The sequence below is a fragment of the Sphaerisporangium krabiense genome (assembly GCF_014200435.1).
GTDB classification, from domain to species: Bacteria; Actinomycetota; Actinomycetes; order Streptosporangiales; family Streptosporangiaceae; genus Sphaerisporangium; species Sphaerisporangium krabiense.
This window is the reverse complement of sequence record NZ_JACHBR010000001.1, coordinates 571,883-594,202: the sequence shown is the minus strand read 5'-3', so window position 1 is coordinate 594,202 and position 22,320 is coordinate 571,883. Positions and strand designations below refer to the sequence as shown.

Here is a 22,320-nt window from a genome sequence, read left to right as displayed (position 1 = left end):
GATGGCGCCGAGATGGCCGCGGCGCGCGTTCCTCGCGGCGGCGGGCGCGACGGCCGCCGCGGCCGTACCCCCCGCCGGGTGGCCGGGCCGGGCCGCGGCGACCGGTCCCGTGGTGGTGCGCACCACCGCGGGACCGGTGGCGGGCGTGCGCGCCGGCGGGTGCGCCGTGTTCCGGGGCCTGCCGTACGCCGCCGCGCCCGTCGGGCCGCTGCGCTTCGCCTCGCCGAGGCCCCCGCGCCCCTGGCGGGCGGTCCGCGACGCGAGCCGTCCCGCTCCCGCGTTCCTCCAGCAGGACGACGCCTCCAGCCGCGAGGACGCCCTCTACGCCGACGCCTGGACCCCGGACCCGCATGGCCGCCGCCCGGTGCTCGTCTACGTCCACGGCGGCGGCTGGCAGGTCGGCTCCGGGAGCCTGCCCACCTACGACGGCGCGCGGCTCGCCGTCCGGGGAGACCTGGTCGTCGTCACCTTCAACTACCGGCTCGGCCCCTTCGGGTTCGGCCTGCACGAGGAACTGGGGGACGACGCCACCGGGTCGTGCGCGAACTGGGGCCTGCAGGACCAGATCGCGCTCCTTCGCTGGGTCAGGGACAACGCGCCGGCCTTCGGCGGCGACCCGCACAACGTCACGCTGTGCGGCACGTCGGCCGGCGGCGCCTCGGCCTGGCAGCTCACGCTCCTGCCCGAGACACGCGACCTCGTGCGCCGGGCGATCCCCATCAGCGCCTGTCACGTCTGGAGCCCGGCCACGGCGTTCACCCGGCGCGACTCCGTGCGCGCGTTCGAGACGCTGGCCTCCCGGCTCGGCGTCACCGTCGCGGGTCTGCGCGGGCTGCCGGCGGCCGCGATCGACCGGGAGTGGCGGCGGATGTTCGCCGGTCCGCCGGACGGTCACGTGGTGCCGAGCGGCCGCGAGTACCGGGGGCCGGTGCCGGACGGGCGGTGGATGCGCGACTTCGACCACCGGTCGCCCACGCCCGGACGGCCCCTCCTGGTGATCTACACGCGCACCGAGGGATCCTTCTACACCGGGCCGGGCTCGCCGATCCCGTCGCCGCCGCCGGTCGACGACGCCTCCCTGCGGACGGCGGTGCGGCGCGTGCTCGGCAAAGGGCTGTACCGGGTGCCGGAGCGCCTGGTGGAGGAGTGCGTCGGCGCCTACCGGGCGGCGGCGGCCGCTGACGGCCTGCCGGGCGACCCGTTCTCGTTGTGGACGGAGGTCTGGGGTGACGCCCTGTTCCGTCACCCGATCGTGCGGCTGAGCGAACGGCACGCCCACGCGAGCGCCGCACCGCAGTACGTCATGGAGTTCGCGTTCCCGTTCCGCGCCCCGTGGTCCGGCACCCCGCACGAGGCGACCTCGAAGTTCCTCTTCGGGACCTACGGCCTTCCCGAGAACGTCGCGGCGTGCGGCGACGGGCCCGTGCGACGGCGGGTGAGCGACGCGTTCATCGACGTCGTCGCGTCCTTCGCCCGTACGGGGACGCCGTCGTCGGGATCGCTGCCGCGGTGGCCCGTGTTCTCTCCTGACCGGCCCAGCACCCTGGTGCTCGGGGAGCCCGGCGGGCCGCGCGTGGCGAGGACAGGGAAGGCCGGGCAGCTGCGTTTCTGGGACGAGATCGGCTGGCCGCCGAGGCCGTGACCGGTGGGGGCGGGGGACGTCTCAGCCGAAGACGCGCTGTTCCCTGCCCTCGCTCAGCGGGGCGTAGTGCTCGGTGAACAGCTTGGCGACGAGCTCGCCGCGGCTGGTGACCCGCACCTTCTGGAAGATGGACTTCACGTGGTCGCGGACCGTGTGCGGGGAGATGAACAGCTTCTCGCAGATCTCCACGGTCCCCATGCCCCGCGCGATGAGCTGAGTGATCTCCAGTTCGCGGTCGGTGAGCTGGTACGCGCGCACCATCAACGACGCGACCTCCGAGATCGGAGCGCGCTCGATCACCACCACCGAGGCGCCCAGCTCGCCGTCCGCGCCGCGCAGGCAGGAGGCGTGGCACACCAGCCACCGGCCGTGCCGGCCCCGGACCCTGAGGCGCGCGCATCCCTTGTCCCGGCCCGCGGCGATGGCCCGGGCCTTGCTCACCGTGCTGTGGATCCACGCGGGCACCGTCACGCCGAGGGCGGTGGGACTGGCCGGTTCCGCGCCGAGCTCGGCGATCTCGCGCAGGAAGCCGTGCGCCTCGTCGTTGATGGACACCAGCCGTCCCGACGGGTCGAAGCACAGCAACCCGGGGCCGAGCCCGTCGCTGGGCGTCGGCCCGGCCTCGGGGTCCACCCGCGGTTCGGCGAACGACCGCAGCCGGCGGGCCATGATCGCCGACACCCGGTGCAGGACGGCCAGGTCGTCGGCTCCGAAGACGCGGTTGCCGTCCGCGCGGAACAGGCTGATCTGCCCCCACGGGTGCCCGTCCGTCCGCGCCACCGCGCGCAGCTCGTCCTTGAGGCCGCGCGGCCGCAGGAACGCCTGGTACAGGGTGCTGCGACCGGGCAGCCCGCCGGTCGCCGCGTGCAACCCGGCCGCGGGGACCTCGGCGCGCGCCAGGTCGCTGAAGAGGTTGACGTTCTCGGTCAGCAGCTCGGACTCCCAGTACACCGAGCAGCCGTCCTGGCTGAGGTTCTCCACCCGGATCGGCGAGGTCATCATGCCGGTCATCGGGTCGGTCGCCCGCCACACCGCCGCGTCGAAGGGGACGATCGCGCGCAGGTGCTCCGAGGCGCGCGAGAACAGCGTCAGCGCGTCGGGCACCTCGTCGAGCTCGCGCGCCAGTGCCGTCACCTTCCGCGCCACGGCCACGGGCAGTCCGCCGTTACCGCTCATGAGCGAGTTCCCTCCCCTTGGCGCCCTTGGCGCCCCTTCGCGCGCAATCACGGCGTTCCCTCCCTATGGTGCGTGACTCCCCGGCCGCCGGCACACCCCCCGTTTGAGGGATACGTCCGATCCGGCAACAGCCCGATCTCGGGATACCGCGCCGGCCCGGCGCCGCCGGACCATGCATGTGTCTGTTGCGAACCCTTCGGCCCGGGCGGGACGTCCGGGCGAACGGCCACCTGTTCACGAGAGGCGATGACCATGGGAACCGCTGTCCGGAGCGTGGCTTCCGCTCGTTCGCTCGACCCGGCGTCGCTCGCCGCGGAGGTCCGCGGGCCGGTGTTCCTCCCCGGACGGGACGGCTACGACGTCGAGCGGCAGGGGTTCAACACCCTGCTCGACCACCGCCCGCGGCTGATCGTCGGCGTGACCGGCACCAGGGACGTGGTGGCCGCCGTGCGCTTCGCCACCGCGCACGGGCTGCCGGTGGCGGTCCAGGCGACCGGGCACGGGGCCGCCGCGCCGCTCGACGACGCCGTGCTGGTCTCCACCCGCCGGATGACGGGCCTGCGCGTCGACCCGCACCGGCGCACCGCGCGCATCGAGGCCGGGGTGCGCTGGGAGAAGGTCATCCACGAGGCCGCCGCGTTCGGACTGGCCCCGCTCAACGGCTCGTCCCCGCTCGTCGGCGCCGTCTCCTACACGCTGGGCGGCGGGCTCGGGGTGCTGGCCCGCACGTTCGGCTACGCCGCCGACCACGTGCGCGCCGTCGACATCGTGACCGCCGACGGCGTCCCGCGCCAGGTCGACGCCGAGCGCGAGCCGGACCTTTTCTGGGGCCTGCGCGGCGGGAAGGGGAACTTCGGCGTCGTCACCTCGATCGAGGTCGGGCTGGTGCCGGTCAGCCGCCTGTACGGAGGGACGCTGACCTTCGCCGGCGCGTCCGCGCCCGAGGTGCTGGGGCGGTGGCTGGAATGGACGGCGGGGGTTCCCGAGGAGATGAACTCCTCGATCGCGCTCGTGCGCCTGCCCGACGACCCCGGCATCAGGACGGAGCTGCGCGGTCGCTTCCTCACGCAGGTCCGGATCGCCTTCGCCGGCCCCGCGGACCTCGGCGCGGCGCTGGTCGCCCCGTTACGCGGCATCGCCCCGCGCGTCCTGGACACCGTCGCGGAGATGCCCTACACCGACGTCGCGTCCATTCACGCGGACCCGGTGCGGCCGTACTCCTACCACGAACGCACCATGATGACGCGCGACCTGGACCAGGACGCGGCCGGCGTCCTGCTCGGGGTCGCCGGCCCCGGAGCCGACCGCAGCCTCGGGCTCGTGGAACTGCGGCATCTGGGCGGCGCGCTCGGGCGGGCGCCGGCGGGAGGCAACGCCGTGGGGAACCGCGAGGCGCGGTACTGCCTGTTCACCGTCGCGCCCGGCGGGCCACGCGACGGACGCGGGCACGCGGACGACCTGCTGCTGAAGCGGATGCGGCGCTGGTCCACCGGAGGCCGGTACCTCAACTTCCTGGACGCCTCGGCGACCCCCGACGACGTGCGCGCGGCCTACGCGCCGGGGACCTACGAGCGGCTGGCCGGGCTCAAGGCCGCGTACGACCCGGACAACGTGTTCCGCCTCAACCACAACATCCCTCCGGCGGTCCGCTGCGCGGTGGCGCGATGACGGTCAGCGTCATCGGAGCCGGGGCCATGGGCCGCGCGATCGCCCACCGGTACGTCCTCGCCGGAGAGCGGGTCATCCTGACGGACCTGCGGGCCGACCGCGCGATCCGGGTCGCGGCGGAGACGGGGGCCGAAATGGTGACCGACGTCCGGGCCGCGCTGCGCGCGGACGTCGTCACCCTCGCCCTCGGATACCGCGAAGCCCTCGACCTCGTCACCGCGCACAGCTCCGGGCTGACCGGCCTGGTGCTGGTGGACACCACCAACCCGTTCGACGGCTTCGCCGCCGGGCCGGACCGGCACGGCGCGTTCAGCGTCGCCGAACGGCTCGCGCGGGCGGCTCCGCGGACCTCGGTGGTCAAGGCGTTCAACACCCTCTGCGCCGCGGCCCTGCTGGCGGGGAGCATCGACGACGCCCAGCCGGACGTGTTCGTCGCCGCGGACGACGACGCCGCCAAGGCCACGGTCATCGAGATCGTGGACCGGACCGGACTGCGCGCGCTGGACTCCGGGGGGTTGCGCAACGCCAGGGCCCTGGAGCAGATGGCGGTGCTCTGCGTCGAGCTCATCACCCGGCTGGGCCTGCGCCCGCAGGCCGCCATGAAGTTCCTGCCCACCTGGTGACCCGGGGCCGGCCGGGGAACCGCGCCGGCCCACCACCGGCCGGCGCGCGCCGCGCGCCGGCCGGCAGACCGCCCACCCGCGACAGAACAAAGGACGATCATGCGTCTTCGCCTGCTCATCCTGGCACTCGGCAACTTCGCCATGGGTGTCGACACCTTCGTCATCGCTCCGATCCTCGACCCGATGGCGAGGGACTTCACGGTGAGCCGTACCACCGCCGGGTGGCTGATCACCGGGTTCGCCCTCGCCTACGCCGTGTGCGGCCCGCTGCTGGCCGCCCTGACCGGTCACCGGTCGCCGCGCCCCCTGCTGCTGGCCGCCCTCACCGTGTTCGCCGCCGGGAACGTGCTGACCGCGGTCGCGCCCGGCTACTGGGTGGGGATGCTCGGCCGCGTCGTCGCCGGGGCGGGGGCGTCGATGTACACGGCCAACGCCCTCGCCGTGGCCCGCGCGATGGCTCCCCCCGAACGGAGCGGACGCGCCACCGCGACCGTGGTCGGGGGCCTGACCACGGCGATCGTGCTCGGCCTGCCCCTCGGGGCGTGGCTCGGCGCGAACGTGGGCTGGCGGCCGACCCTCTGGGTCGTCGTCGCGCTCACCGCGGTCGCGGCGGCGGGCATCGCGACCACGCTTCCGCCGCTGGCGGGACAGGCCGCGACCTCGCTGCGGGCCCGGCTCGCGCCGCTCTCCCGGCCCGCGGTGCTGATCACCCTGATGGCGACCTGGCTGTGCCTGAGCACGAGCTGGACCGTCTACACCTACGTCGACCAGATCACCCGGGAGGCGACCGGCGGGGACGCCGCGAAGACGTCCTTCGTGCTGCTGAGCTTCGGCGTCGGCGCGGTGACGGGAAACCTTCTGACCGGCCGCCTCACCGACCGTCTCGGACCCGCGAGGACCATCACGTACGCGGCGCCCCTGCTGGTCGTCGCCGCCACGGCGGCCCCGCTGCTGTCGGGGACCTTCCTCGCCGCGCTGGCGCTCGCCGTCGTCTGGGGCGTGTTCCACTGGATGGTGAACGTTCCCCAGCAGATCCGGGTCGCCGCCGCCGCGCCGGGGTCCGCCCCGCTCGTTCTCGGACTCCACCAGAGCACGATCTATGTCGGCATCAGCACCGGAGGCGTGGCGGGGGCCGTGGGATTCACGCTGGGGGGCGCGCACGGAGTGGGCTACGCCGCGCTGGCGGTCGGCCTGGCCGCACTCGCCGTGCTCGCCGTGTCCCTGCGGATCACCAGGCGGCCGGCCGCCGCGAGGACGGTGACCGAGCCCGCCGCCGAAGCCTCCCGGGCCGGGTGAGCCCCATTGGCCGCGGCCGATATCGGCGGTCGGCATAATCGGTCGCGGAACCAGACCGGCCCTAAATCAATGCGCGTTGACATGCACATTCGGATAGGTTACGTTAATTTCTCGAATCGGGTGTCCGGCGTCATCGGTCATTAAAATTTCTTACGGGGTTTCCTCACCGTTTTCTTATGGGTGTGACGTTCACCCGTGTGCGAAGGACGAATTACGGGACCGATGCCATCCCACCGGAACATGTGGAACAGAATCTGTCGCACGGCCGTCCGGGGAGTTGTCGCAGGTGAATGTCCAGCATCAGTTCAGAGTTCTCGGCCCCCTTGAATTATGGAATTCCGGTAACCGTATAAAAGTCAGAAGCATGCGCATGCAGGTGCTGCTCGCGATGCTGCTGGTGCGCGCCGACCATGTCGTGAGCTGCGAGCGGCTCGTCGACGCCATCTGGGGCGACGAGCCCCCCGCCTCGGTCGGCAGCCAGCTACGGATCTGCACCTCCGGCCTCCGCCGCCTGCTGCGCGCGCACCGGCTGCCGGGACACATCGAGACCCATTCCTCCGGTTACCTGATCCACGTGGCCGAGGGCACGCTCGATCTCCACACCTTCCGCCACACGATGGCGCGGGCGCGAAAGGCTCTTGAGACGGGTCCGCTCGAATCGGCGGCGGCCCTCATGAGAACGGCGCTGGACCTGTGGCGCGGTCCGCTCTGCGAAGGACTGGAAAGCCGGCCGCTGACGTCCATCGCGCGCAAGGAGGAAGAGGAACGCCTTCTGGTGGCCGAGGAATACTTCGACGTGGAGTTACAACTGGGACGTCACCGCCGGATCACCGGAGAGCTGACGAGCTTCGTCGCGGAGAACCCGTACCGGGAGAGCGGCGCCGCCCAGCTCATGATCGCGTTGCAGGGATCGGGGCGTTCGGCGGACGCCCTGGAGGTGTACCGGCAACTCCGGCGGCGCTTCTCCCAGCACCTCGGCATCGAACCTGCGGAAAGCCTCCGCGAGGTGCAACGGCTCATTCTCAACGGGGAGGGCGCCGCGCGGCTGCTGGAGGAGTCCCGGTCCCCGCTGAAGGCCGGCGTGAGGATGTGACGCCTCTCGGCGAGCCCGGCCGCCCTCGGGGATCGACCGGCTCACCGCAGGAGCCCGCCGCCACGGGCGGAGACGGCCCGGTGCGCTAGGGGAGCACGGGCTGGCTCGCGCGGAAGACCCCCGCCGGGTCCCGGTCGCGCTTGACGCCGCGCAGCCGCTCCAGCACGTCGCGGGAGAACGCGGAGGCGGCCGTCTCCTCCTTGCCCAGGTAGTTGAACGGCTTGCGGCCGGTGGTGTGCGGCGTCAGCGCGCGGGCGATCTCCGCCTGCCGCAGCTTGACCGCCTCGGCGAACTCCGGGGTGGGGGCGGGCCCGACCATGCCCAGCAGGTACGGTTCCGCGACGTGGCCGCTCGCGCCGGAGCCGGGCGCCGGGCGGCTCATCGCGCCGCCCAGGTGGCGGACCTGCACCGAGGCCAGCGGCGCGACCGCGCCCACCGCGTCGAGCAGGGCGCCGGCCACGTCCTCGCCGAGGCCGGTCAGCAGCTCGCCCCGCTGCGTGCCGGGCATCGGCTCGGTCGGCTCGGCGCAGATGTCGCCGAGCGTGTCCACGGCCATGGCCGCGCGGGTGTCCAGAAGCGCCCCCGGGATGCGCGCGAAGGGCTGGAGCAGGGCCCGCGCCTCCTCTTCCCCGCCGAGGAACGTCGTGTCGATCGCGACGGCGGTGAGGCCGCGGAGCGGCTCGGGGACCTGGGGGAGCGGGGGAAAGGCGAGCATGGTGAACCACACCGTCAGCTCCTCCGGAGCCGAGGCGGTCACCTCGCGGAACGCGGCCAGGACCTCGGGGGCGCGGCCGGCCGGCCACAGCACCCGCCCGCCGTACAGCGCGGGCGCCGGCTGCAGGTCGAGCTCCATCGCCGTCACCAGCGCGAAGTCGCCGCCTCCGCCGCGCAGCGCCCAGAACAGGTCCGGGTCGGACTCCGCCGTCACCCGCGCCGGGACGCCGCCCGCGTCGACGACCTCGACGGCGCGCACGGCGTCGGCGGCCAGGCCGTGGCGGCGGCCGAACCAGCTCATCCCGCCGCCGAGGGTGTAGCCGGTGACGCCGACGACCGGAGAGCTGCCCGCAAGGCCGGTCAGCCCGTGCTTGGCGGTCACGGCCAGCAGGTCGCCCCACTGCGCGCCCGCCTCCACGCGGGCGGTCCGCCGTTCCGGATCCACCTCGATCCCGCGCAGCCGGCCGGTGCGCACCAGGATCGTCCCGTTCAGGCGCGAGGTCGCGCCGTGCCCGGTCGCCTGCGCGGCGACGCCGAGCCCCGCCTGCCCGGCGTACCGGACGACGGCCGCGGCGTCGGCGGCGTCCTCGATCTCCACGACCGCCGCGACCCGCTGGTCGACCGCGCGGTTCCAGGGCAGCCGGGCGGTCTCGAAGGCGTCGTCGCCGGGCACGAGGATCCGGCCGCGTACGGCGCGGCGAAGGTCGGTGCCGATGGATGTCACGCTTGATCTCCTGCTCGTTGCGGGCGCCGTCGTCGGCGCCGTTCACTCCGCAGGCTCTCGCGGCGCGGTTGTGGATGGTTTGGGACCGACTAGGAGTTCACTAGGCGCCGGGCCGCGGGCAGGCCGTCTACACTCGGGGACGGCCTTCTCGCCGGTCTGGACGGGCGGATGCGCGGACGATCGCGGGGGCCGGTGCGCTTGACGGTTCGTTGGTCGTCTGTCATCCTGATGGCGACCAGGAGATTGACTCTCATGGTAACGTGTTGACGGCTTTTTGCCTTCCGGGCTATATTGACTCCTCGCGCTGCCCTTTTTGACGACCCGCGATGCTTGCCCACGTCGCGAGGTTTTCGGCACGCGCAGCCGGTCCGCGCCCTCGGAAGGACATCTGTTGGCAGCCTCGCGCAACGCCTTCGCCGTACCCGCCGGTCCCCGCCGCGTTTCTTTCGCGCGCATTCAGGAGCCGTTGGAAGTTCCCGATCTTCTCGCCCTGCAGACCGAGTCGTTCGACTGGCTGCTGGGCAACGAAAGATGGCGGTCGCGGGTGGAGGCGGCTCGCCAGGCCGGGCGCAAGGACGTTCCGGCCCAGTCCGGTCTCGAAGAGATCTTTGAGGAGATCAGTCCGATCGAGGACTTCTCCGGGACGATGTCCTTGTCGTTCCGTGATCACCGGTTCGAGCCGCCCAAGTACTCGGTCGATGAGTGCAAAGACAAGGACATGACCTTCTCCGCCCCGATGTTCGTCACGGCGGAGTTCATCAATAACACCACCGGTGAGATCAAGAGCCAGACGGTGTTCATGGGCGACTTCCCGCTCATGACGCCCAAGGGCACCTTCATCATCAACGGCACCGAGCGCGTCGTCGTCTCCCAGCTCGTCCGCTCGCCCGGCGTCTACTTTGAGCGCACCGTGGACAAGGTGTCGGGCAAGGACCTCTTCGGCTGCCGGGTCATCCCCTCCAGGGGCGCGTGGCTGGAATTCGAGATCGACAAGCGCGACAGCGTCGGCGTCCGCGTGGACCGTAAGCGCAAGCAGGCCGTGACGGTGCTGCTGAAGGCGCTGGGCTGGACCAGCGATCAGATTCTCGAGCGGTTCGGTCAGTACGAGTCGATGCGGGCGACGCTGGAGAAGGATCACACCTCCGGTCAGGACGACGCGTTGCTGGACATCTACCGCAAGCTGCGTCCGGGCGAGCCGCCGACCAAGGAGTCGGCGCAGACGCTGCTGGAGAACCTGTACTTCAACCCCAAGCGTTACGACCTGGCGAAGGTCGGCCGGTACAAGATCAACAAGAAGCTCGGCGTGGACGCCGAGATCACGCAGGCCACCCTCACCGACGACGACATCGTCACCGCGATCGAGTACATCGTCCGCCTCCACGCGGGCGAGGCCGAGATGCCGGGCGGCGGGGGAACGCTGATCGTCGAGACCGACGACATCGACCACCTCGGCAACCGCCGCGTGCGAACCGTCGGCGAGCTGATCCAGAACCAGGTGCGCCTGGGTCTGGCCCGCATGGAGCGGGTGGTGCGCGAGCGCATGACCACCCAGGACGTCGAGGCGATCACGCCGCAGAGCCTGATCAACATCCGCCCCGTGGTGGCGTCGATGAAGGAGTTCTTCGGCACCTCCCAGATGTCGCAGTTCATGGACCAGGTCAACCCGCTGGCCGGGCTGACGAACCGGCGGCGTCTGTCCGCCCTCGGTCCCGGCGGTCTGTCCCGGGAACGGGCCGGCGTGGAGGTCCGGGACGTGCACCCGTCCCACTACGGCCGCATGTGCCCGATCGAGACGCCGGAAGGCCCGAACATCGGCCTCATCGGCTACCTCGCCTGTTACGCCCGGGTGAACTCGTTCGGGTTCGTCGAGACGCCGTACCGCAAGGTCGTCGAGGGGCGCGTGACCGACGAGGTCGACTACCTGACCGCCGACGAGGAGGACAGGCACGTCATCGCGCAGGCCAACTCCCTGCTCGCCCCGGACGGGACGTTCGCCGAGCCGCGCGTCCTGGTGCGCATCAAGGGCGGCGAGACCGAACTGGTCCGCGCCGGCGAGGTCGACTACATCGACGTGTCGCCACGCCAGATGGTGTCGGTCGCCACCGCGATGATCCCGTTCCTGGAGCACGACGACGCCAACCGCGCGCTGATGGGCGCGAACATGCAGCGCCAGTCGGTGCCGTTGCTGCGGGCGGAGTCGCCGCTGGTCGGCACGGGCATGGAGTACCGCGCCGCCACCGACTCGGGTGACGTCATCACCGCCGAGAAGGCGGGCGTGGTGGAGGAGGTCTCCGCCGACTACGTCACCGTGCACAACGACGACGCCACCCGGATCACCTACCGCCTGGCCAAGTTCAAGCACTCCAACCAGGGCACGTCCTTCAACCAGAAGCCCATCGTGGACGAGGGGGCGAGGGTCGAGCGCGGGCAGGTCATCGCCGACGGTCCCTCCACGGACAACGGTGAGATGGCGCTCGGTAAGAACCTCCTGGTGGCGTTCATGCCGTGGGAGGGGCACAACTACGAGGACGCGATCATCCTGTCGCAGCGTCTGGTGCAGGACGATGTGCTGTCCTCGATCCACATCGAGGAGCACGAGGTCGACGCCCGGGACACCAAGCTGGGTCCCGAGGAGATCACCCGCGACATCCCCAACGTCTCGGAGGAGGTCCTGGCCGACCTCGACGAGCGCGGGATCATCCGCATCGGCGCCGAGGTGACGCCGGGAGACATCCTGGTGGGCAAGGTGACTCCGAAGGGGGAGACCGAGCTGACGCCGGAGGAGCGGCTGCTGCGGGCGATCTTCGGGGAGAAGGCGCGTGAGGTGCGTGACACCTCGCTGAAGGTGCCGCACGGTGAGATGGGCAAGGTCATCGGGGTGCGGGTGTTCTCCCGTGAGGACGGCGACGAGTTGCCGCCGGGGGTGAACGAGCTTGTGCGGGTGTACGTGGCGCAGAAGCGGAAGATCACCGATGGGGACAAGCTGGCGGGCCGGCACGGCAACAAGGGTGTGATCTCCAAGATCCTGCCGGTGGAGGACATGCCGTTCCTGGAGGACGGCACGCCGGTGGACATCATCCTCAACCCGCTGGGTGTGCCGGGCCGGATGAACGTGGGTCAGGTGCTGGAGACCCATCTGGGGTGGATCGCCGCGCGGGGCTGGGACATCTCGGGGATCCAGGAGGCCTGGGCCGAGCGGTTGCGCGACAAGGGGTTCGGTCAGGTGGAGCCGCGTACCAACGTGGCCACCCCCGTCTTCGACGGCGCGGAGGAGCAGGAGATCATCGGCCTGTTCGACCACACCATCCCCAACCGGGACGGCGAGCGCATGGTCGGCGTCAACGGCAAGGCGCGGCTGTTCGACGGCCGTACCGGCGAGCCGTTCGACCACCCCATCGCGGTCGGGTACATGTACATCCTCAAGCTCAACCACCTGGTGGACGACAAGCTGCACGCGCGGTCGACCGGTCCGTACTCCATGATCACTCAGCAGCCGCTGGGCGGTAAGGCCCAGTTCGGCGGCCAGCGTTTCGGTGAGATGGAGGTGTGGGCGCTGGAGGCCTACGGCGCCGCCTACGCCCTGCAGGAGCTGCTGACCATCAAGTCCGACGACGTCGTCGGCCGGGTGAAGGTCTACGAGGCGATCGTCAAGGGCGAGAACATCCCCGAGCCGGGTATCCCTGAGTCCTTCAAGGTGCTCATCAAGGAGATGCAGTCGCTGTGCCTCAACGTCGAGGTGCTCTCCAGCGACGGCATGTCCATCGAGATGCGCGACACCGACGAGGACGTCTTCCGCGCCGCGGAGGAGCTCGGCATCGACCTCACCCGCCGTCCCAACGAAGGCGCCCTGACCATCGACGACGTGTGAGCGACGGGCCCGTCGCGGCCCCCGCGCGGAGCGCGGCCGGACTTCGGCCGCGCGCCGCGCGGAATAGCCGGCGGCGCGGCGGGGGTTGACCGTGGACATGACCGCCACCGCATTCGACCCGCACGCGCTGCTCGCCGAGAGCAGGCTGGGCGTGCTCGCCACGATCAAGAAGGACGGCCGTCCCCAGCTCTCCCCGGTCACGCCGTACTACGACCGGGAGGCGGGCGTCGTCTACGTCTCGATGACCGAAGGACGCGCCAAGACGGCGAACCTGCGCAGGGACCCCCGGGTGTCGCTGGAGGTCACCGGCCCGGACGGCGGGTCGTGGGCCACCGCCGAGGGGACGGCGACGCTGGTCGGGCCGGGGACCGACCCGCACGGTCCCGAGGTCGAGGCCCTGGTGGGCTACTACCGCAGCGCCGCGGGGGAGCACCCGGACTGGGAGGAGTACCGGTCGGTGATGGTGTCCGACCGCAGGGTGCTCATGACGATGACGGTGGAGCGCGTCTACGGCCGCAAGCTGCGCTGACGGCGCCCGGGGAGAGGTTTCGCACCCGTGGGCGGCGTGGCGTGAGGGGTACGGACGCCGCCCGCGCGGGGCGGGCGCCGTGGGGGAGCCGGAGGGCTCAGAGGGCGGCCGGGTCCCGGGCGGGAAGGTTCTGGTTGAGGACGGCGCGATGGGTGGGGAGCGCCTCGGCGTGGCGGCGGCGGCCGTCCTCGGTGATCTGGACGAAGACCCCGCGCCGGTCGTCGGGGCACATGTTGCGGCACACCAGCCCGGCTCGCTCTAGCCGGGAGATCAGGCGTGACAGCGCGCTCTGGCTGAGGTGCACCGCGTCGGCCAGTTCCTGGACACGGTACTTGCCGTGCTCGGACTCCGACATCCGGTCGAGGACCTCGAAGTCGCTGACGCCGAGTCCGTGCCTGTCGTGCAGCTCACGCTCCAGCGCGCACCACGTCGTCGCGTGGCGGGCGAGCAGCTCGCGCCAGGAGTTCACGACATCCGTGTCTTCCATGACCGGACTATAGCATGCACGAACAATAGATGCACGCGAATTAAATGCTTGTGCATTGAATGCGTGTGCATGTAGTGTCGTTCCCCATGATCCCCTCCTCACCAAGCCAACGATGGGATGCGCGCCTCTGGGGGGCGCTGACCGTGCTGTGCGCCGTCGTCTTCCTCGACGCCCTCGATGTCTCTATGGTCGGAGTGGCCCTTCCGTCGATCCAGGCCGACCTCGGCCTCAGCACTTCGTCCCTGCAATGGGTGGTCAGCGGCTACGTCCTGGGGTACGGCGGGCTGCTGCTCCTCGGCGGGCGCACCGCCGACCTGCTCGGACGCCGCCGCGTGTTCCTCATCGCGCTCGTCGTCTTCGCCGTGGCCTCGCTGCTCGGCGGCATCGTCGACGACGGCGCCCTGCTGATCGCCGCCCGGTTCGTCAAGGGCATCAGCGCCGCGTTCACCGCGCCGGCCGCGCTGTCCATCATCACCACCACCTTCCACGAAGGGCCGGCGCGCAACCGGGCGCTGAGCATCTTCACCGCCTGCGGGGCGAGCGGGTTCTCGCTCGGCCTCGTGCTGTCCGGCTTCCTCACCGAGCTCGGCTGGCGCTGGACGTTCCTCATGCCGGTGCCGGTCGCGATCATCGCGCTCGTGGCGGGCCTCAAGCTGCTGCCCCGGCACTCGGGGGAGGAGCGCGCCACCGGCGGCTACGACCTCATCGGCGCGGCCACCATCACCGGCTCGATGCTGCTGTTCGTGTTCACCGTCGTCCAGGCGCCCGAGGCCGGATGGACCTCGGCCCGCACGCTCGGCGGCGTCGTGGGCGCCGTGGTCCTGCTCGCCCTCTTCATCGCCGCCGAACTGCGCGTCAAGCACCCGCTGGTCAGGTTCGGCATCCTCAGGTCCGGCCCGCTCGTCCGCGCCAACCTGGGGCTCGTGATCCTCTTCGGGTCCTACGTCGGCTTCCAGTTCGTCGCGATGCAGTACTTCCAGAACCTGCTCGGCTGGTCCGCCCTGCAGACCGCGCTGGCGTTCCTCCCCGCGGGGCTCCTCGTCGCCGTCACCTCCACCAAGATGGGCGACCTCGCCGACCGGTTCGGCACCGCCCGGCTGATCGCCATCGGCTCGCTGGCGCTGGCCGGAGGGTACGTCGTGTTCCTGCGCGCCGGCGACCACCCGAGCCTCGCCACGATGGTCATCCCCGGCATGGTCCTGCTGGGCATCGCCTTCGCGCTCACCTTCCCGTCCCTGAACATCCAGGCGACGGCCGGGGTGCCGGACGACGAGCAGGGGCTGGCCTCCGGGCTGCTCAACACCTCGGGCCAGGTCGGCGGCGCGCTCGTGCTGGCCATCGTGACCGCCGTGGCGACCGCCGACGGGGGCGCGGTCACCATGACGGCCGTCCGGTCATCCTTCGTCGTCTGCGCCGTCATCGCCCTCGCCGGGCTCGGCATCGCCCTCACCGGCCTGATCCGCACCCGGACGCCGGACGCGAAGGAGACCGCCTCCGCGGCCGAGGACGCCAAGGTGCTGGAGACCATCTGACCGCACCGACCGCACCGACCGCACCGACCGCACCGACCACGGTCACCGCACCGACCGGCCCCGCACGGGGCCACCGACGAGCCCCCGGCGCCGCGCGCGCCGGGGGCTCCACCCTTGTTACCGGGCACATCGGACACATTTTCGGGATCTGACGTTTCCCGCCGAACGCCTGAGGCATTCTCGGCATCAAAGAAATCACGTAGCGGAAACCGGCCGCGCCCCGGGGACCAGCGCACGGGACCGCCCGCGGTCGCGGCACCGGTGGAGTCCGGGCCCGGCCGCACACGGCGGGACCGTTCCCACGGACCGACGATCCCAGGAGGTCGAGGCCATGAGAAGGACCGCCGCCGCCATCGCCATCGCCCCGCTCGCGCTCCTCGCGGCGTGCGGGAACAACGCCGGCCCGCCCCCCGGCGCCACGGTCACCGCGACCGTCTCCGTCACCCCTTCCACCTCCGGGTCCGGCGCCCCGGTGACCCCCGCCGCGACCCCCGCCGCGACCCCTTCTGAGGCGCCGGTCACCCCGTCGCGCAGCCACACGGCCGCCACGCCCGACCAGCCGCCGCCCACCCGCGGCGAGCCCGTCCAGGTCAAGCGCAGCCCCGCGAGCCCGCCCCTGGTCACGGGCGTCCGCTTCGCCGGCCACGAGGGGTACGACCGGGCGGTCATCGACCTGCGGGGCGCCCCCACCGGCTACCGCGTCCGCTGGGTCGCCCAACTGCTGCAGGACGGCTCGGGCGACCCCGTCCCCGTCAAGGGCGGCGCCTACCTCCAGGTCTCCCTCAGCCCCGCCGGCGCGCACACCGAGGACGGCAAGCCGACGTGGGAGCGGATCCTGCGCGCCGGGCTGCCGAACCTCCAGAGCGTCGTGCGGACCGGCGACTTCGAGGGCGCCGTCACCATCGGCCTGGTGCTGCGCCACCGCGCGGCCTTCCGGGTCGACGAACAGGCCGCGCCGTACCGCCTGGTCATCGACGTCGCCCACTAGCGCGGCGGCGACCGGCCGCGGGCGCGGTCTAGACTGGCCGCGTGGTGCGCAAAATAGCGGGGGCGACCCGCGTCCCGGTGCCCGGCGGCAAGGTCATCGACGAGTACGTCGGCCGCGTCAACAGCGGCGACGCCGAGGTGTCCATCGCCCGCATGGTGGCCCCCGCCGGCTGGGAGGAACCCGCCCAGACCCCGGAGTTCGCCGAGTACACCCTCGTGCTGCGCGGCATGGTCGTCGTCGAGCACGAGGACGGCGTGACCGAGGTCGGCGCGGGCGAGGCGTTCGTCAGCCACCCGGGCGAGAAGATCCGCTACTCGGCCGGGCCGGACGGCGCCGAGTACATCGCGGTGTGCCTGCCCGCCTTCTCGCCCGAGACGGCGGGCCGCGAGGCGTGACCCGCCCCGTCCGCCACGGCGGGGGCGACGCCGCGCGCCGTCCGCGGCCGCCGTGGGGGGCACTGCCGGGGGGCACTGCTTAGGATGTTGCGATGACCCACCAGCCCACGCTCGACGAGATCCGCAAGGCGCCCAAGGTCCTGCTCCACGACCACCTCGACGGCGGCGTCCGGCCGGAGACCGTCATCGACCTCGCGCGTGAGACCGGCTACGACGGCCTCCCGACCGGCGACGTCGAGGAACTGCGCGCGTGGTTCCGCGAGGCGTCCGACTCCGGGTCGCTGGAGCGCTACCTGGAGACCTTCGCCCACACCGTCGGCGTGATGCAGACCCGCGCCGCCCTCGTGCGCGTCGCCGCCGAGTGCGCCGAGGACCTGGCGGACGACGGCGTCGTCTACGCCGAGGTGCGGTACGCCCCCGAGCTGCACACCTCCGGCGGGCTCAGCCTGGACCAGGTCGTCGAGGCCGTGCTCGAAGGGTTCCGGCAGGGCTCGGAGGGCCGGGGCATCCGCGTCGGCGCGCTGCTCACCGCGATGCGCCACCAGGCCAGGTCCATGGAGATCGCCGAACTGGCCGTCCGGTACCGCGACGTGGGCGTGGTCGGCTTCGACATCGCCGGCGCAGAGGCGGGCTACCCTCCCACCCGCCACCTGGACGCCTTCGAGTACCTCCAGCGCGAGAACGCGCACTTCACCATCCACGCCGGCGAGGGTTTCGGCCTGCCGTCGATCTGGCAGGCCATCCAGTGGTGCGGCGCCGACCGGCTCGGCCACGGCGTGCGCATCATCGACGACATCCAGGTCGCCGAGGACGGCACGGCCAAGCTCGGCCGGCTGGCCGCCTACGTCCGCGACAAGCGCATCCCGCTGGAGATGTGCCCGACGTCCAACCTGCAGACCGGCGCGGCCACCTCGCTCGCCGAGCACCCGATCGGCCTGCTGCGCCGGCTCTATTTCCGCGTCACCGTCAACACCGACAACCGGCTGATGAGCGACACCAGCGTGTCCCGGGAGTTCGCCCGGCTGGTCGAGACCTTCGGGTACGGGTGGGATGACCTGCAGTGGTTCACGGTCAACGCCATGAAGTCCGCCTTCATCCCGTTCGACGAGCGTCTCGCGCTGATCAACGGTGTCATCAAGCCCGGCTTCGCGCAGCTCAAATGGCAGGCGTGAGCGGGCCTGAGCATCGCTTCGCAGGCGTTACCGTGGTGACCGCACGGCGAAGCGGAAGGGTGACGGTGAGCGAGCGGTGAAGCCCCAGATTTTCCGTTCCAAGACGGCCTGGGTTCTCGGCTGGGTGTGGATGGCCTTCGCCGCGTTCAACGGCGTCGACCTGATCCTCAACGGCCGCATCCCGTCGGCCATGGTGGCGGGCGCGGTCCTCGCGGTGCTCACCGCGGCCGTCTTCGTCGGCTGCCTGCGCCCGGCCATCGTCCCCCGCGAGGACGGCGTCCTCGTGCGCAACCCGCTGCGCAACGTCTTCGTGCCGTGGAAGGCCGTGGACGGCGTCCAGGTCTCGCACGCGATCACCATCGAGTCCGGCGACACCAGCGTCCGCTGCTGGACGCCGCAGGCGTCGGCGCGCGAGCGGGCCAAGGCCGTGCGGCGCGGGACGGTCGCCACCCCCGCCAAGCAGGGGCGCTACCCGACGAGTCAGCCGCAGGTCTCCAAGGCCGAGCAGGCCGCGCTCACGGCGATGGCGGGCCGCACCCACGCCGACTGGGTGGCCCAGCAGCTCACCGAGACGGCAGAGAAGAAGTCCCGCGACCCCGGCGAACGCCGTCCGCTGACCATGTCCTGGTCCCCGTCGGCCCTGTCCGCGCTCGCCGCCGCCTTCGTCTTCGTCATCGCCGCCCTCATCGTCACCTGACCGGCTCGCTCGCGCCGGGTGGGGCACCGGCACGCGGCGTTGGCCGCGGGGCCGGTCAGAGCGCCAGGGTCGCCGCGACCGCCGCGCGCAGCGAGGACAGGGCGTCCTCCGCGCGGGCGCGGGCGTCGGCCACCGCGCCCCCGGGGGCCCCGGCGTTCCCGGCGGGCAGGACCACCTCCAGGTAGCACTTCAGCTTGGGCTCGGTGCCCGAGGGGCGGATCACCACGCGCGCGCCGCCGGACAGGCGGTAGCGCAGGCCGTCCGTCGGGGGCAGGCCGTCGACGCCCGCGGCGAGGTCCTCGGCGGACACCACCACGTGGTCGCCGAGTTTCGCGGGCGGGGCGGAGCGCAGCCGCGCCATGGCGCCGGCGATGAGCGACAGATCGTCCACGCGCACCGAGAGCTGCGCGGTCGCGTGCAGCCCGTACGCCCGCGCCTGCCGGTCCAGCAGGTCGAGCAGCGTCAGCCCGTCGCGCCGCGCCCCGGCCGCCAGCGCGGCGATCATGAGTGCGGCCCCGACGCCGTCCTTGTCCCGCACCGGCAGCCCCCCGTCGCCGCCGACCGTGTACCCGAGCGCCTCCTCGTACCCGTAGACCAGCCCGTCCCCGGCCTTGACGATCCACTTGAAGCCGGTGAGCGTCTCGGCGTGCCGCACCCCGTGCGCCTCGGCGATCTTCCCGAGCAGGGACGACGACACGATGGACGCGGCGACCAGCCGTCCCGGGCCGGAGGTGCGGGTGATGACGTACTCGCCCAGCAGGCCGCCCACCTCGTCACCGGTCAGCATGCGGTACCCGCCGCCGGGCAGCGGCACGCCCACGGCGCAGCGGTCGGCGTCGGGGTCGTTGGCGATGACCAGGTCGGCCCCGGTCTTGGCGGCGAGCTCCAGCGCCAGGTCCATCGCGCCGGGTTCCTCCGGGTTGGGGAAGGCGACCGTGGGGAAGTCCGGGTCCGGCGTGAACTGGGCCTCGACGACGGACGGGGCCGCGAACCCGGCGGCGGCGAACGCGCGCAGCAGCAGCTCGCCGCCCACGCCGTGCATGGGCGTGTAGGCGACCCTCAGGTCACGCGCCTCGCCCAGCGGCAGCGCGGTGACGGCGGCCAGGTACGGTTCGGTGATCGCCGCGTCGCTCAGCGTCTCCCACGCGCCGCCGAGCGGCAGCGCGCCGACCGGGCCGACCGCGTCGATGGCGGCCGAGATCTCCTCGTCCAGCGGCGGGACGATCTGCGAGCCGTCGCCCCAGTAGACCTTGTAGCCGTTGTCCCGGGGCGGGTTGTGCGAGGCGGTGACCATGATCCCGGCGTCGGCGCCGAGGTGCCGCACGGCGAAGGCGAGCACGGGGGTCGGCTGGTGGTCGTCCATCAGCGAGACCCGCAGCCCGGCCCCGGTGAGCACCGCGGCCGAGTCACGGGCGAAGACGTCGGAGTTGTGCCGGGCGTCGTGGCCGATGACGACGTGCCGGCCGGGACCGAGCCGCGCGGCCAGCCCGGCGGCGGCGCGCATCACGGTCACGCGGTTCATGCGGTTGGGCCCGGCGCCGAGCTCGCCGCGCAGCCCGGCGGTGCCGAACTCCAGCTTGGCCCCGAAACGGTCCTGAAGCGCCGCGGTGTCGCCGTCGTCGAGGACGCGGCGCAGCTCCTCGCGCGTCTCGGGGTCCGGGTCCTGCGCCAGCCACTCCTCGGCCCGCCGCACGAGATCTGTCATCGCCGCCCTTAATCGCATGAATGTGCAAATGTCGCAACAGGTCGCCCCGAGGCGCGGCACGCCCCGTCGTCCGGCAGGGCGTCAGAGCTTGCCGACGACCTTGCCGAGCAGCACGCCCATGCGGGCCGCGGTCGCCCGGCCCACCGCCAGCACGTCCTGGTGGTCGAGCGGCGTCCCGGCCAGCCCGGCGGCGGGGTTGGTCACCAGCGAGACGCCGAGCACCTCGGCCCCGCCCTCCCGCGCCGCGATGGCCTCCAGGACGGTGGACATGCCGACCAGGTCGCCGCCCAGCGCGCGCAGCATGCGGATCTCGGCCGGGGTCTCGTACGTCGGGCCGCGGAACGCGACGTAAACCCCCTCCGCCAGCGACGGATCGGCCTCGCGGGCCAGCTCGCGCAGCCGCCGCGAGTAGACCTCGGTCAGGTCCACGAACGTCGCCCCGGTGATCGGGTTGGCGCCGGTGAGGTTGATGTGGTCGCTGATCAGCACCGGGTCGCCGACGTTCTGGACCTCCGGCCGCAGACCTCCGGCGGCGTTGGTGAGCACGACGGTCTCCACCCCGGCGGCGATGGCGGTCCGCACCCCGTGCACGACCGGGTCCACGCCCCTGCCCTCGTACAGGTGGGTGCGGCCGAGGAAGATGAGGGCCTTGCGCCCGGACTCGGTGTCCACGGCGCGGATCACCCCGGAATGGCCGGCCACGGACGGCGCGCTGAAACCGGGCAGCTCGGTCACCCGGTGCTCGGAGATCGTCGTCCCGATCGCGTCGGCGGCCGGGACCCAGCCCGACCCCATGACGAGGGCCACGTCGAAGGAGTCGACCCCGGTCAGTTCCTTCAGCGCGACCGCGGCCTCCGCGGCGAGGGCATACGCGTCATTGCTCACGTTCACCGAGGCTACCGGGCGATCGCGCCGATCCGCACGGGACCCGCGCGCGGTCAGGGGGCGGCCGTGCGCGCGGTACGGGAGGCCTGCGCGGCGGCGGTGGCCACGAAGATCGCGTGCAGGTCGCGGGCGGCGCGCGGCGCCGACCCGGCCAGGGGCCGCTGGAGCACCAGCAGCACCTCGGTGTCGTCCCCCTCGATGGGACGGGAGGTGATCGCCCCGCACCGCTCCAGCGGGTCGTCCAGGACGCTGAAGTCCGGCAGGACCGTGACGCCGAGCCCTTCCGCGACCATCAGCTTGCCCATCTCGGCCCCGTCCATGGAGTAGGAGAACGCCGGGTGGCGGCCCTCCAGCAGGCGGTGGAGGTACCGGTGCATGACGTACCCGGACCGCATGGCGATCAGCGGCTCGGTCAGCAGGTCGTCCGGGGTGAGCGCGGGCAGCGCCGCCAGGGGGCTGCCGGCCCGCACGCACGCAACCGGGCGGCCGCGCAGCAGCTCGGTCGTGTGGAAGCCGGGCGGCAGGTCGTCGCCCGCCAGGTAGTTGACCAGTCCCAGGTCCAGGCCGCCCTCCAGCAGGCCCCGGTGGATGTCGGCCTGCTGCGCCTGGACGACCTCCACCTGCGTGCGCGGATGCGTGGCGCGGAACTCGCGGACGACCGGCACGAGCAGCGGGACGGTGGCCGCGTTCACCGTGCCGAGGCGGACCATGCGGCTGCTGTGGTGCTGCTCGCCGGCCGCGCGGCGCAGCCGGTCGACGGCGTCCAGCACGCCGATGATGTGCGGCAGCAGCTCGCGGCCCTCGTCGCTGATCTTCGCGCCGGACCTCCTGCGGTCCAGGATGTCCACGCCGAGCTCGCGCTCCAGGTTGCGCACGGTCTCGCTCAGCGCCGGCTGTGACAGGTGGAGCGCCTCGGCCGCGCGGCGCAGCGACCCGAGGCGGGTGACGGCGGCGATGTACTCAAGCTGCTCGATGCGCACGGGCCCGCCTCTCTCAGCCGATCGCCCGCGGCCCGGTGCAAGGGTCGCCCTATCACCGATTCGCGGATACCTAATCGACTACCAAGCTATCCTACCGGTAAAGTGGCAAATAGATCGACAGGGAAGCCCGAGCCCCCGCGCGAGGC

General features: G+C 72.3%; 18 protein-coding genes. 12 read left to right on the top strand and 6 right to left on the bottom strand.

Annotated features, from left to right (window positions below; genetic code table 11):
• The first annotated feature begins 1 nt into the window (after nt 1).
• The gene (locus tag BJ981_RS02435) at nt 2-1,642 is read left to right on the top strand and encodes a carboxylesterase/lipase family protein (RefSeq protein ID WP_184608101.1); all 1,641 of its coding nucleotides are present in this window, start codon (nt 2-4) and stop codon (nt 1,640-1,642) included.
• A 21-nt stretch (nt 1,643-1,663) separates the two neighbouring features.
• Here BJ981_RS02435 and BJ981_RS02430 read toward each other — a convergent pair whose 3' ends face one another.
• Nucleotides 1,664-2,818: a LuxR C-terminal-related transcriptional regulator gene (locus BJ981_RS02430; protein WP_184608100.1), complete on the bottom strand. Its 1,155-nt coding sequence runs from the start codon at nt 2,816-2,818 to the stop codon at nt 1,664-1,666.
• A 273-nt stretch (nt 2,819-3,091) separates the two neighbouring features.
• On the opposite strand from BJ981_RS02430, the gene BJ981_RS02425 reads away from it, so the two are divergent.
• The 4 genes from BJ981_RS02425 (at nt 3,092) to BJ981_RS02410 (ending at nt 7,498) form a co-directional block, all read left to right on the top strand.
• The gene (locus BJ981_RS02425) at nt 3,092-4,486 is read left to right on the top strand and encodes an FAD-binding oxidoreductase (RefSeq protein ID WP_239139707.1); all 1,395 of its coding nucleotides are present in this window, start codon (nt 3,092-3,094) and stop codon (nt 4,484-4,486) included.
• Entirely contained in the window at nt 4,483-5,109 is a 627-nt protein-coding gene (locus tag BJ981_RS02420; RefSeq protein WP_184608098.1) for an NADPH-dependent F420 reductase, read from the top strand. The genes BJ981_RS02425 and BJ981_RS02420 overlap by 4 nt, the downstream gene beginning before the upstream one ends.
• A gap of 99 nt (nt 5,110-5,208) precedes the next feature.
• Entirely contained in the window at nt 5,209-6,405 is a 1,197-nt protein-coding gene (locus BJ981_RS02415; RefSeq protein WP_184608097.1) for an MFS transporter, read from the top strand.
• Between the two features lie 364 nt (nt 6,406-6,769).
• Complete coding sequence (locus BJ981_RS02410; RefSeq protein WP_184608096.1) at nt 6,770-7,498, top strand: AfsR/SARP family transcriptional regulator; 729 nt, start codon at nt 6,770-6,772, stop codon at nt 7,496-7,498.
• A gap of 85 nt (nt 7,499-7,583) precedes the next feature.
• Here the strand turns inward: BJ981_RS02410 and BJ981_RS02405 are convergent, their stop codons facing one another.
• Complete coding sequence (locus tag BJ981_RS02405; protein WP_239139708.1) at nt 7,584-8,936, bottom strand: FAD-binding oxidoreductase; 1,353 nt, start codon at nt 8,934-8,936, stop codon at nt 7,584-7,586.
• A gap of 391 nt (nt 8,937-9,327) precedes the next feature.
• Here BJ981_RS02405 and rpoB point away from each other — a divergent pair, with 391 nt between their 5' ends.
• Nucleotides 9,328-12,804 carry a DNA-directed RNA polymerase subunit beta gene (gene rpoB / locus BJ981_RS02400; protein WP_184608095.1) on the top strand — a complete coding sequence of 1,159 codons (3,477 nt, stop codon included), beginning with the start codon at nt 9,328-9,330 and terminating at the stop codon, nt 12,802-12,804.
• Between the two features lie 97 nt (nt 12,805-12,901).
• Nucleotides 12,902-13,333: a PPOX class F420-dependent oxidoreductase gene (locus BJ981_RS02395; protein ID WP_184608094.1), complete on the top strand. Its 432-nt coding sequence runs from the start codon at nt 12,902-12,904 to the stop codon at nt 13,331-13,333.
• A gap of 97 nt (nt 13,334-13,430) precedes the next feature.
• Here the strand turns inward: BJ981_RS02395 and BJ981_RS02390 are convergent, their stop codons facing one another.
• The gene (locus tag BJ981_RS02390; RefSeq protein ID WP_184608093.1) at nt 13,431-13,820 is read right to left on the bottom strand and encodes a MarR family transcriptional regulator; all 390 of its coding nucleotides are present in this window, start codon (nt 13,818-13,820) and stop codon (nt 13,431-13,433) included.
• A 59-nt stretch (nt 13,821-13,879) separates the two neighbouring features.
• On the opposite strand from BJ981_RS02390, the gene BJ981_RS02385 reads away from it, so the two are divergent.
• From BJ981_RS02385 to BJ981_RS02365, 5 genes are all read left to right on the top strand, one after another.
• Nucleotides 13,880-15,352: an MFS transporter gene (locus tag BJ981_RS02385; RefSeq protein WP_184608092.1), complete on the top strand. Its 1,473-nt coding sequence runs from the start codon at nt 13,880-13,882 to the stop codon at nt 15,350-15,352.
• Between the two features lie 331 nt (nt 15,353-15,683).
• Nucleotides 15,684-16,340 carry an AMIN-like domain-containing (lipo)protein gene (locus BJ981_RS02380; RefSeq protein WP_184608091.1) on the top strand — a complete coding sequence of 219 codons (657 nt, stop codon included), beginning with the start codon at nt 15,684-15,686 and terminating at the stop codon, nt 16,338-16,340.
• Between the two features lie 41 nt (nt 16,341-16,381).
• Nucleotides 16,382-16,735 carry a cupin domain-containing protein gene (locus BJ981_RS02375; protein WP_184608090.1) on the top strand — a complete coding sequence of 118 codons (354 nt, stop codon included), beginning with the start codon at nt 16,382-16,384 and terminating at the stop codon, nt 16,733-16,735.
• A 92-nt stretch (nt 16,736-16,827) separates the two neighbouring features.
• Nucleotides 16,828-17,907: an adenosine deaminase gene (locus BJ981_RS02370; RefSeq protein WP_184608089.1), complete on the top strand. Its 1,080-nt coding sequence runs from the start codon at nt 16,828-16,830 to the stop codon at nt 17,905-17,907.
• A gap of 76 nt (nt 17,908-17,983) precedes the next feature.
• Nucleotides 17,984-18,604 (top strand): PH domain-containing protein, encoded by a 621-nt coding sequence (locus BJ981_RS02365; protein ID WP_184608088.1) that lies wholly within the window; start codon nt 17,984-17,986, stop codon nt 18,602-18,604.
• Between the two features lie 55 nt (nt 18,605-18,659).
• Here the strand turns inward: BJ981_RS02365 and BJ981_RS02360 are convergent, their stop codons facing one another.
• The 3 genes from BJ981_RS02360 to BJ981_RS02350 form a co-directional block, all read right to left on the bottom strand.
• On the bottom strand, nt 18,660-20,309 hold the full coding sequence (locus tag BJ981_RS02360) for a phospho-sugar mutase (RefSeq protein ID WP_184608087.1): 1,650 nt from the start codon (nt 20,307-20,309) through the stop codon (nt 18,660-18,662).
• An 81-nt stretch (nt 20,310-20,390) separates the two neighbouring features.
• Complete coding sequence (locus BJ981_RS02355) at nt 20,391-21,194, bottom strand: purine-nucleoside phosphorylase (protein ID WP_184608086.1); 804 nt, start codon at nt 21,192-21,194, stop codon at nt 20,391-20,393.
• Between the two features lie 53 nt (nt 21,195-21,247).
• On the bottom strand, nt 21,248-22,174 hold the full coding sequence (locus BJ981_RS02350; RefSeq protein WP_184608085.1) for a LysR family transcriptional regulator: 927 nt from the start codon (nt 22,172-22,174) through the stop codon (nt 21,248-21,250).
• Between the last annotated feature and the right edge of the window lie 146 nt (nt 22,175-22,320).

What these genes read in the sequence shown, in the direction of transcription:
- BJ981_RS02430 (WP_184608100.1), bottom strand. Translation starts at nt 2,818, where the DNA reads ATGAGCGGTAACGGCGGACTGCCCGTGGCCGTGGCGCGGAAGGTGACG.
- BJ981_RS02420 (WP_184608098.1), top strand. Translation starts at nt 4,483, where the DNA reads ATGACGGTCAGCGTCATCGGAGCCGGGGCCATGGGCCGCGCGATCGCC.
- BJ981_RS02380 (WP_184608091.1), top strand. Translation starts at nt 15,684, where the DNA reads ATGAGAAGGACCGCCGCCGCCATCGCCATCGCCCCGCTCGCGCTCCTC.
- BJ981_RS02360 (WP_184608087.1), bottom strand. Translation starts at nt 20,309, where the DNA reads ATGACAGATCTCGTGCGGCGGGCCGAGGAGTGGCTGGCGCAGGACCCG.
- BJ981_RS02395 (WP_184608094.1), top strand. Translation starts at nt 12,902, where the DNA reads ATGACCGCCACCGCATTCGACCCGCACGCGCTGCTCGCCGAGAGCAGG.
- BJ981_RS02370 (WP_184608089.1), top strand. Translation starts at nt 16,828, where the DNA reads ATGACCCACCAGCCCACGCTCGACGAGATCCGCAAGGCGCCCAAGGTC.
- BJ981_RS02415 (WP_184608097.1), top strand. Translation starts at nt 5,209, where the DNA reads ATGCGTCTTCGCCTGCTCATCCTGGCACTCGGCAACTTCGCCATGGGT.
- BJ981_RS02435 (WP_184608101.1), top strand. Translation starts at nt 2, where the DNA reads ATGGCGCCGAGATGGCCGCGGCGCGCGTTCCTCGCGGCGGCGGGCGCG.
- BJ981_RS02410 (WP_184608096.1), top strand. Translation starts at nt 6,770, where the DNA reads ATGCGCATGCAGGTGCTGCTCGCGATGCTGCTGGTGCGCGCCGACCAT.
- BJ981_RS02385 (WP_184608092.1), top strand. Translation starts at nt 13,880, where the DNA reads ATGCGTGTGCATGTAGTGTCGTTCCCCATGATCCCCTCCTCACCAAGC.
- BJ981_RS02390 (WP_184608093.1), bottom strand. Translation starts at nt 13,820, where the DNA reads ATGGAAGACACGGATGTCGTGAACTCCTGGCGCGAGCTGCTCGCCCGC.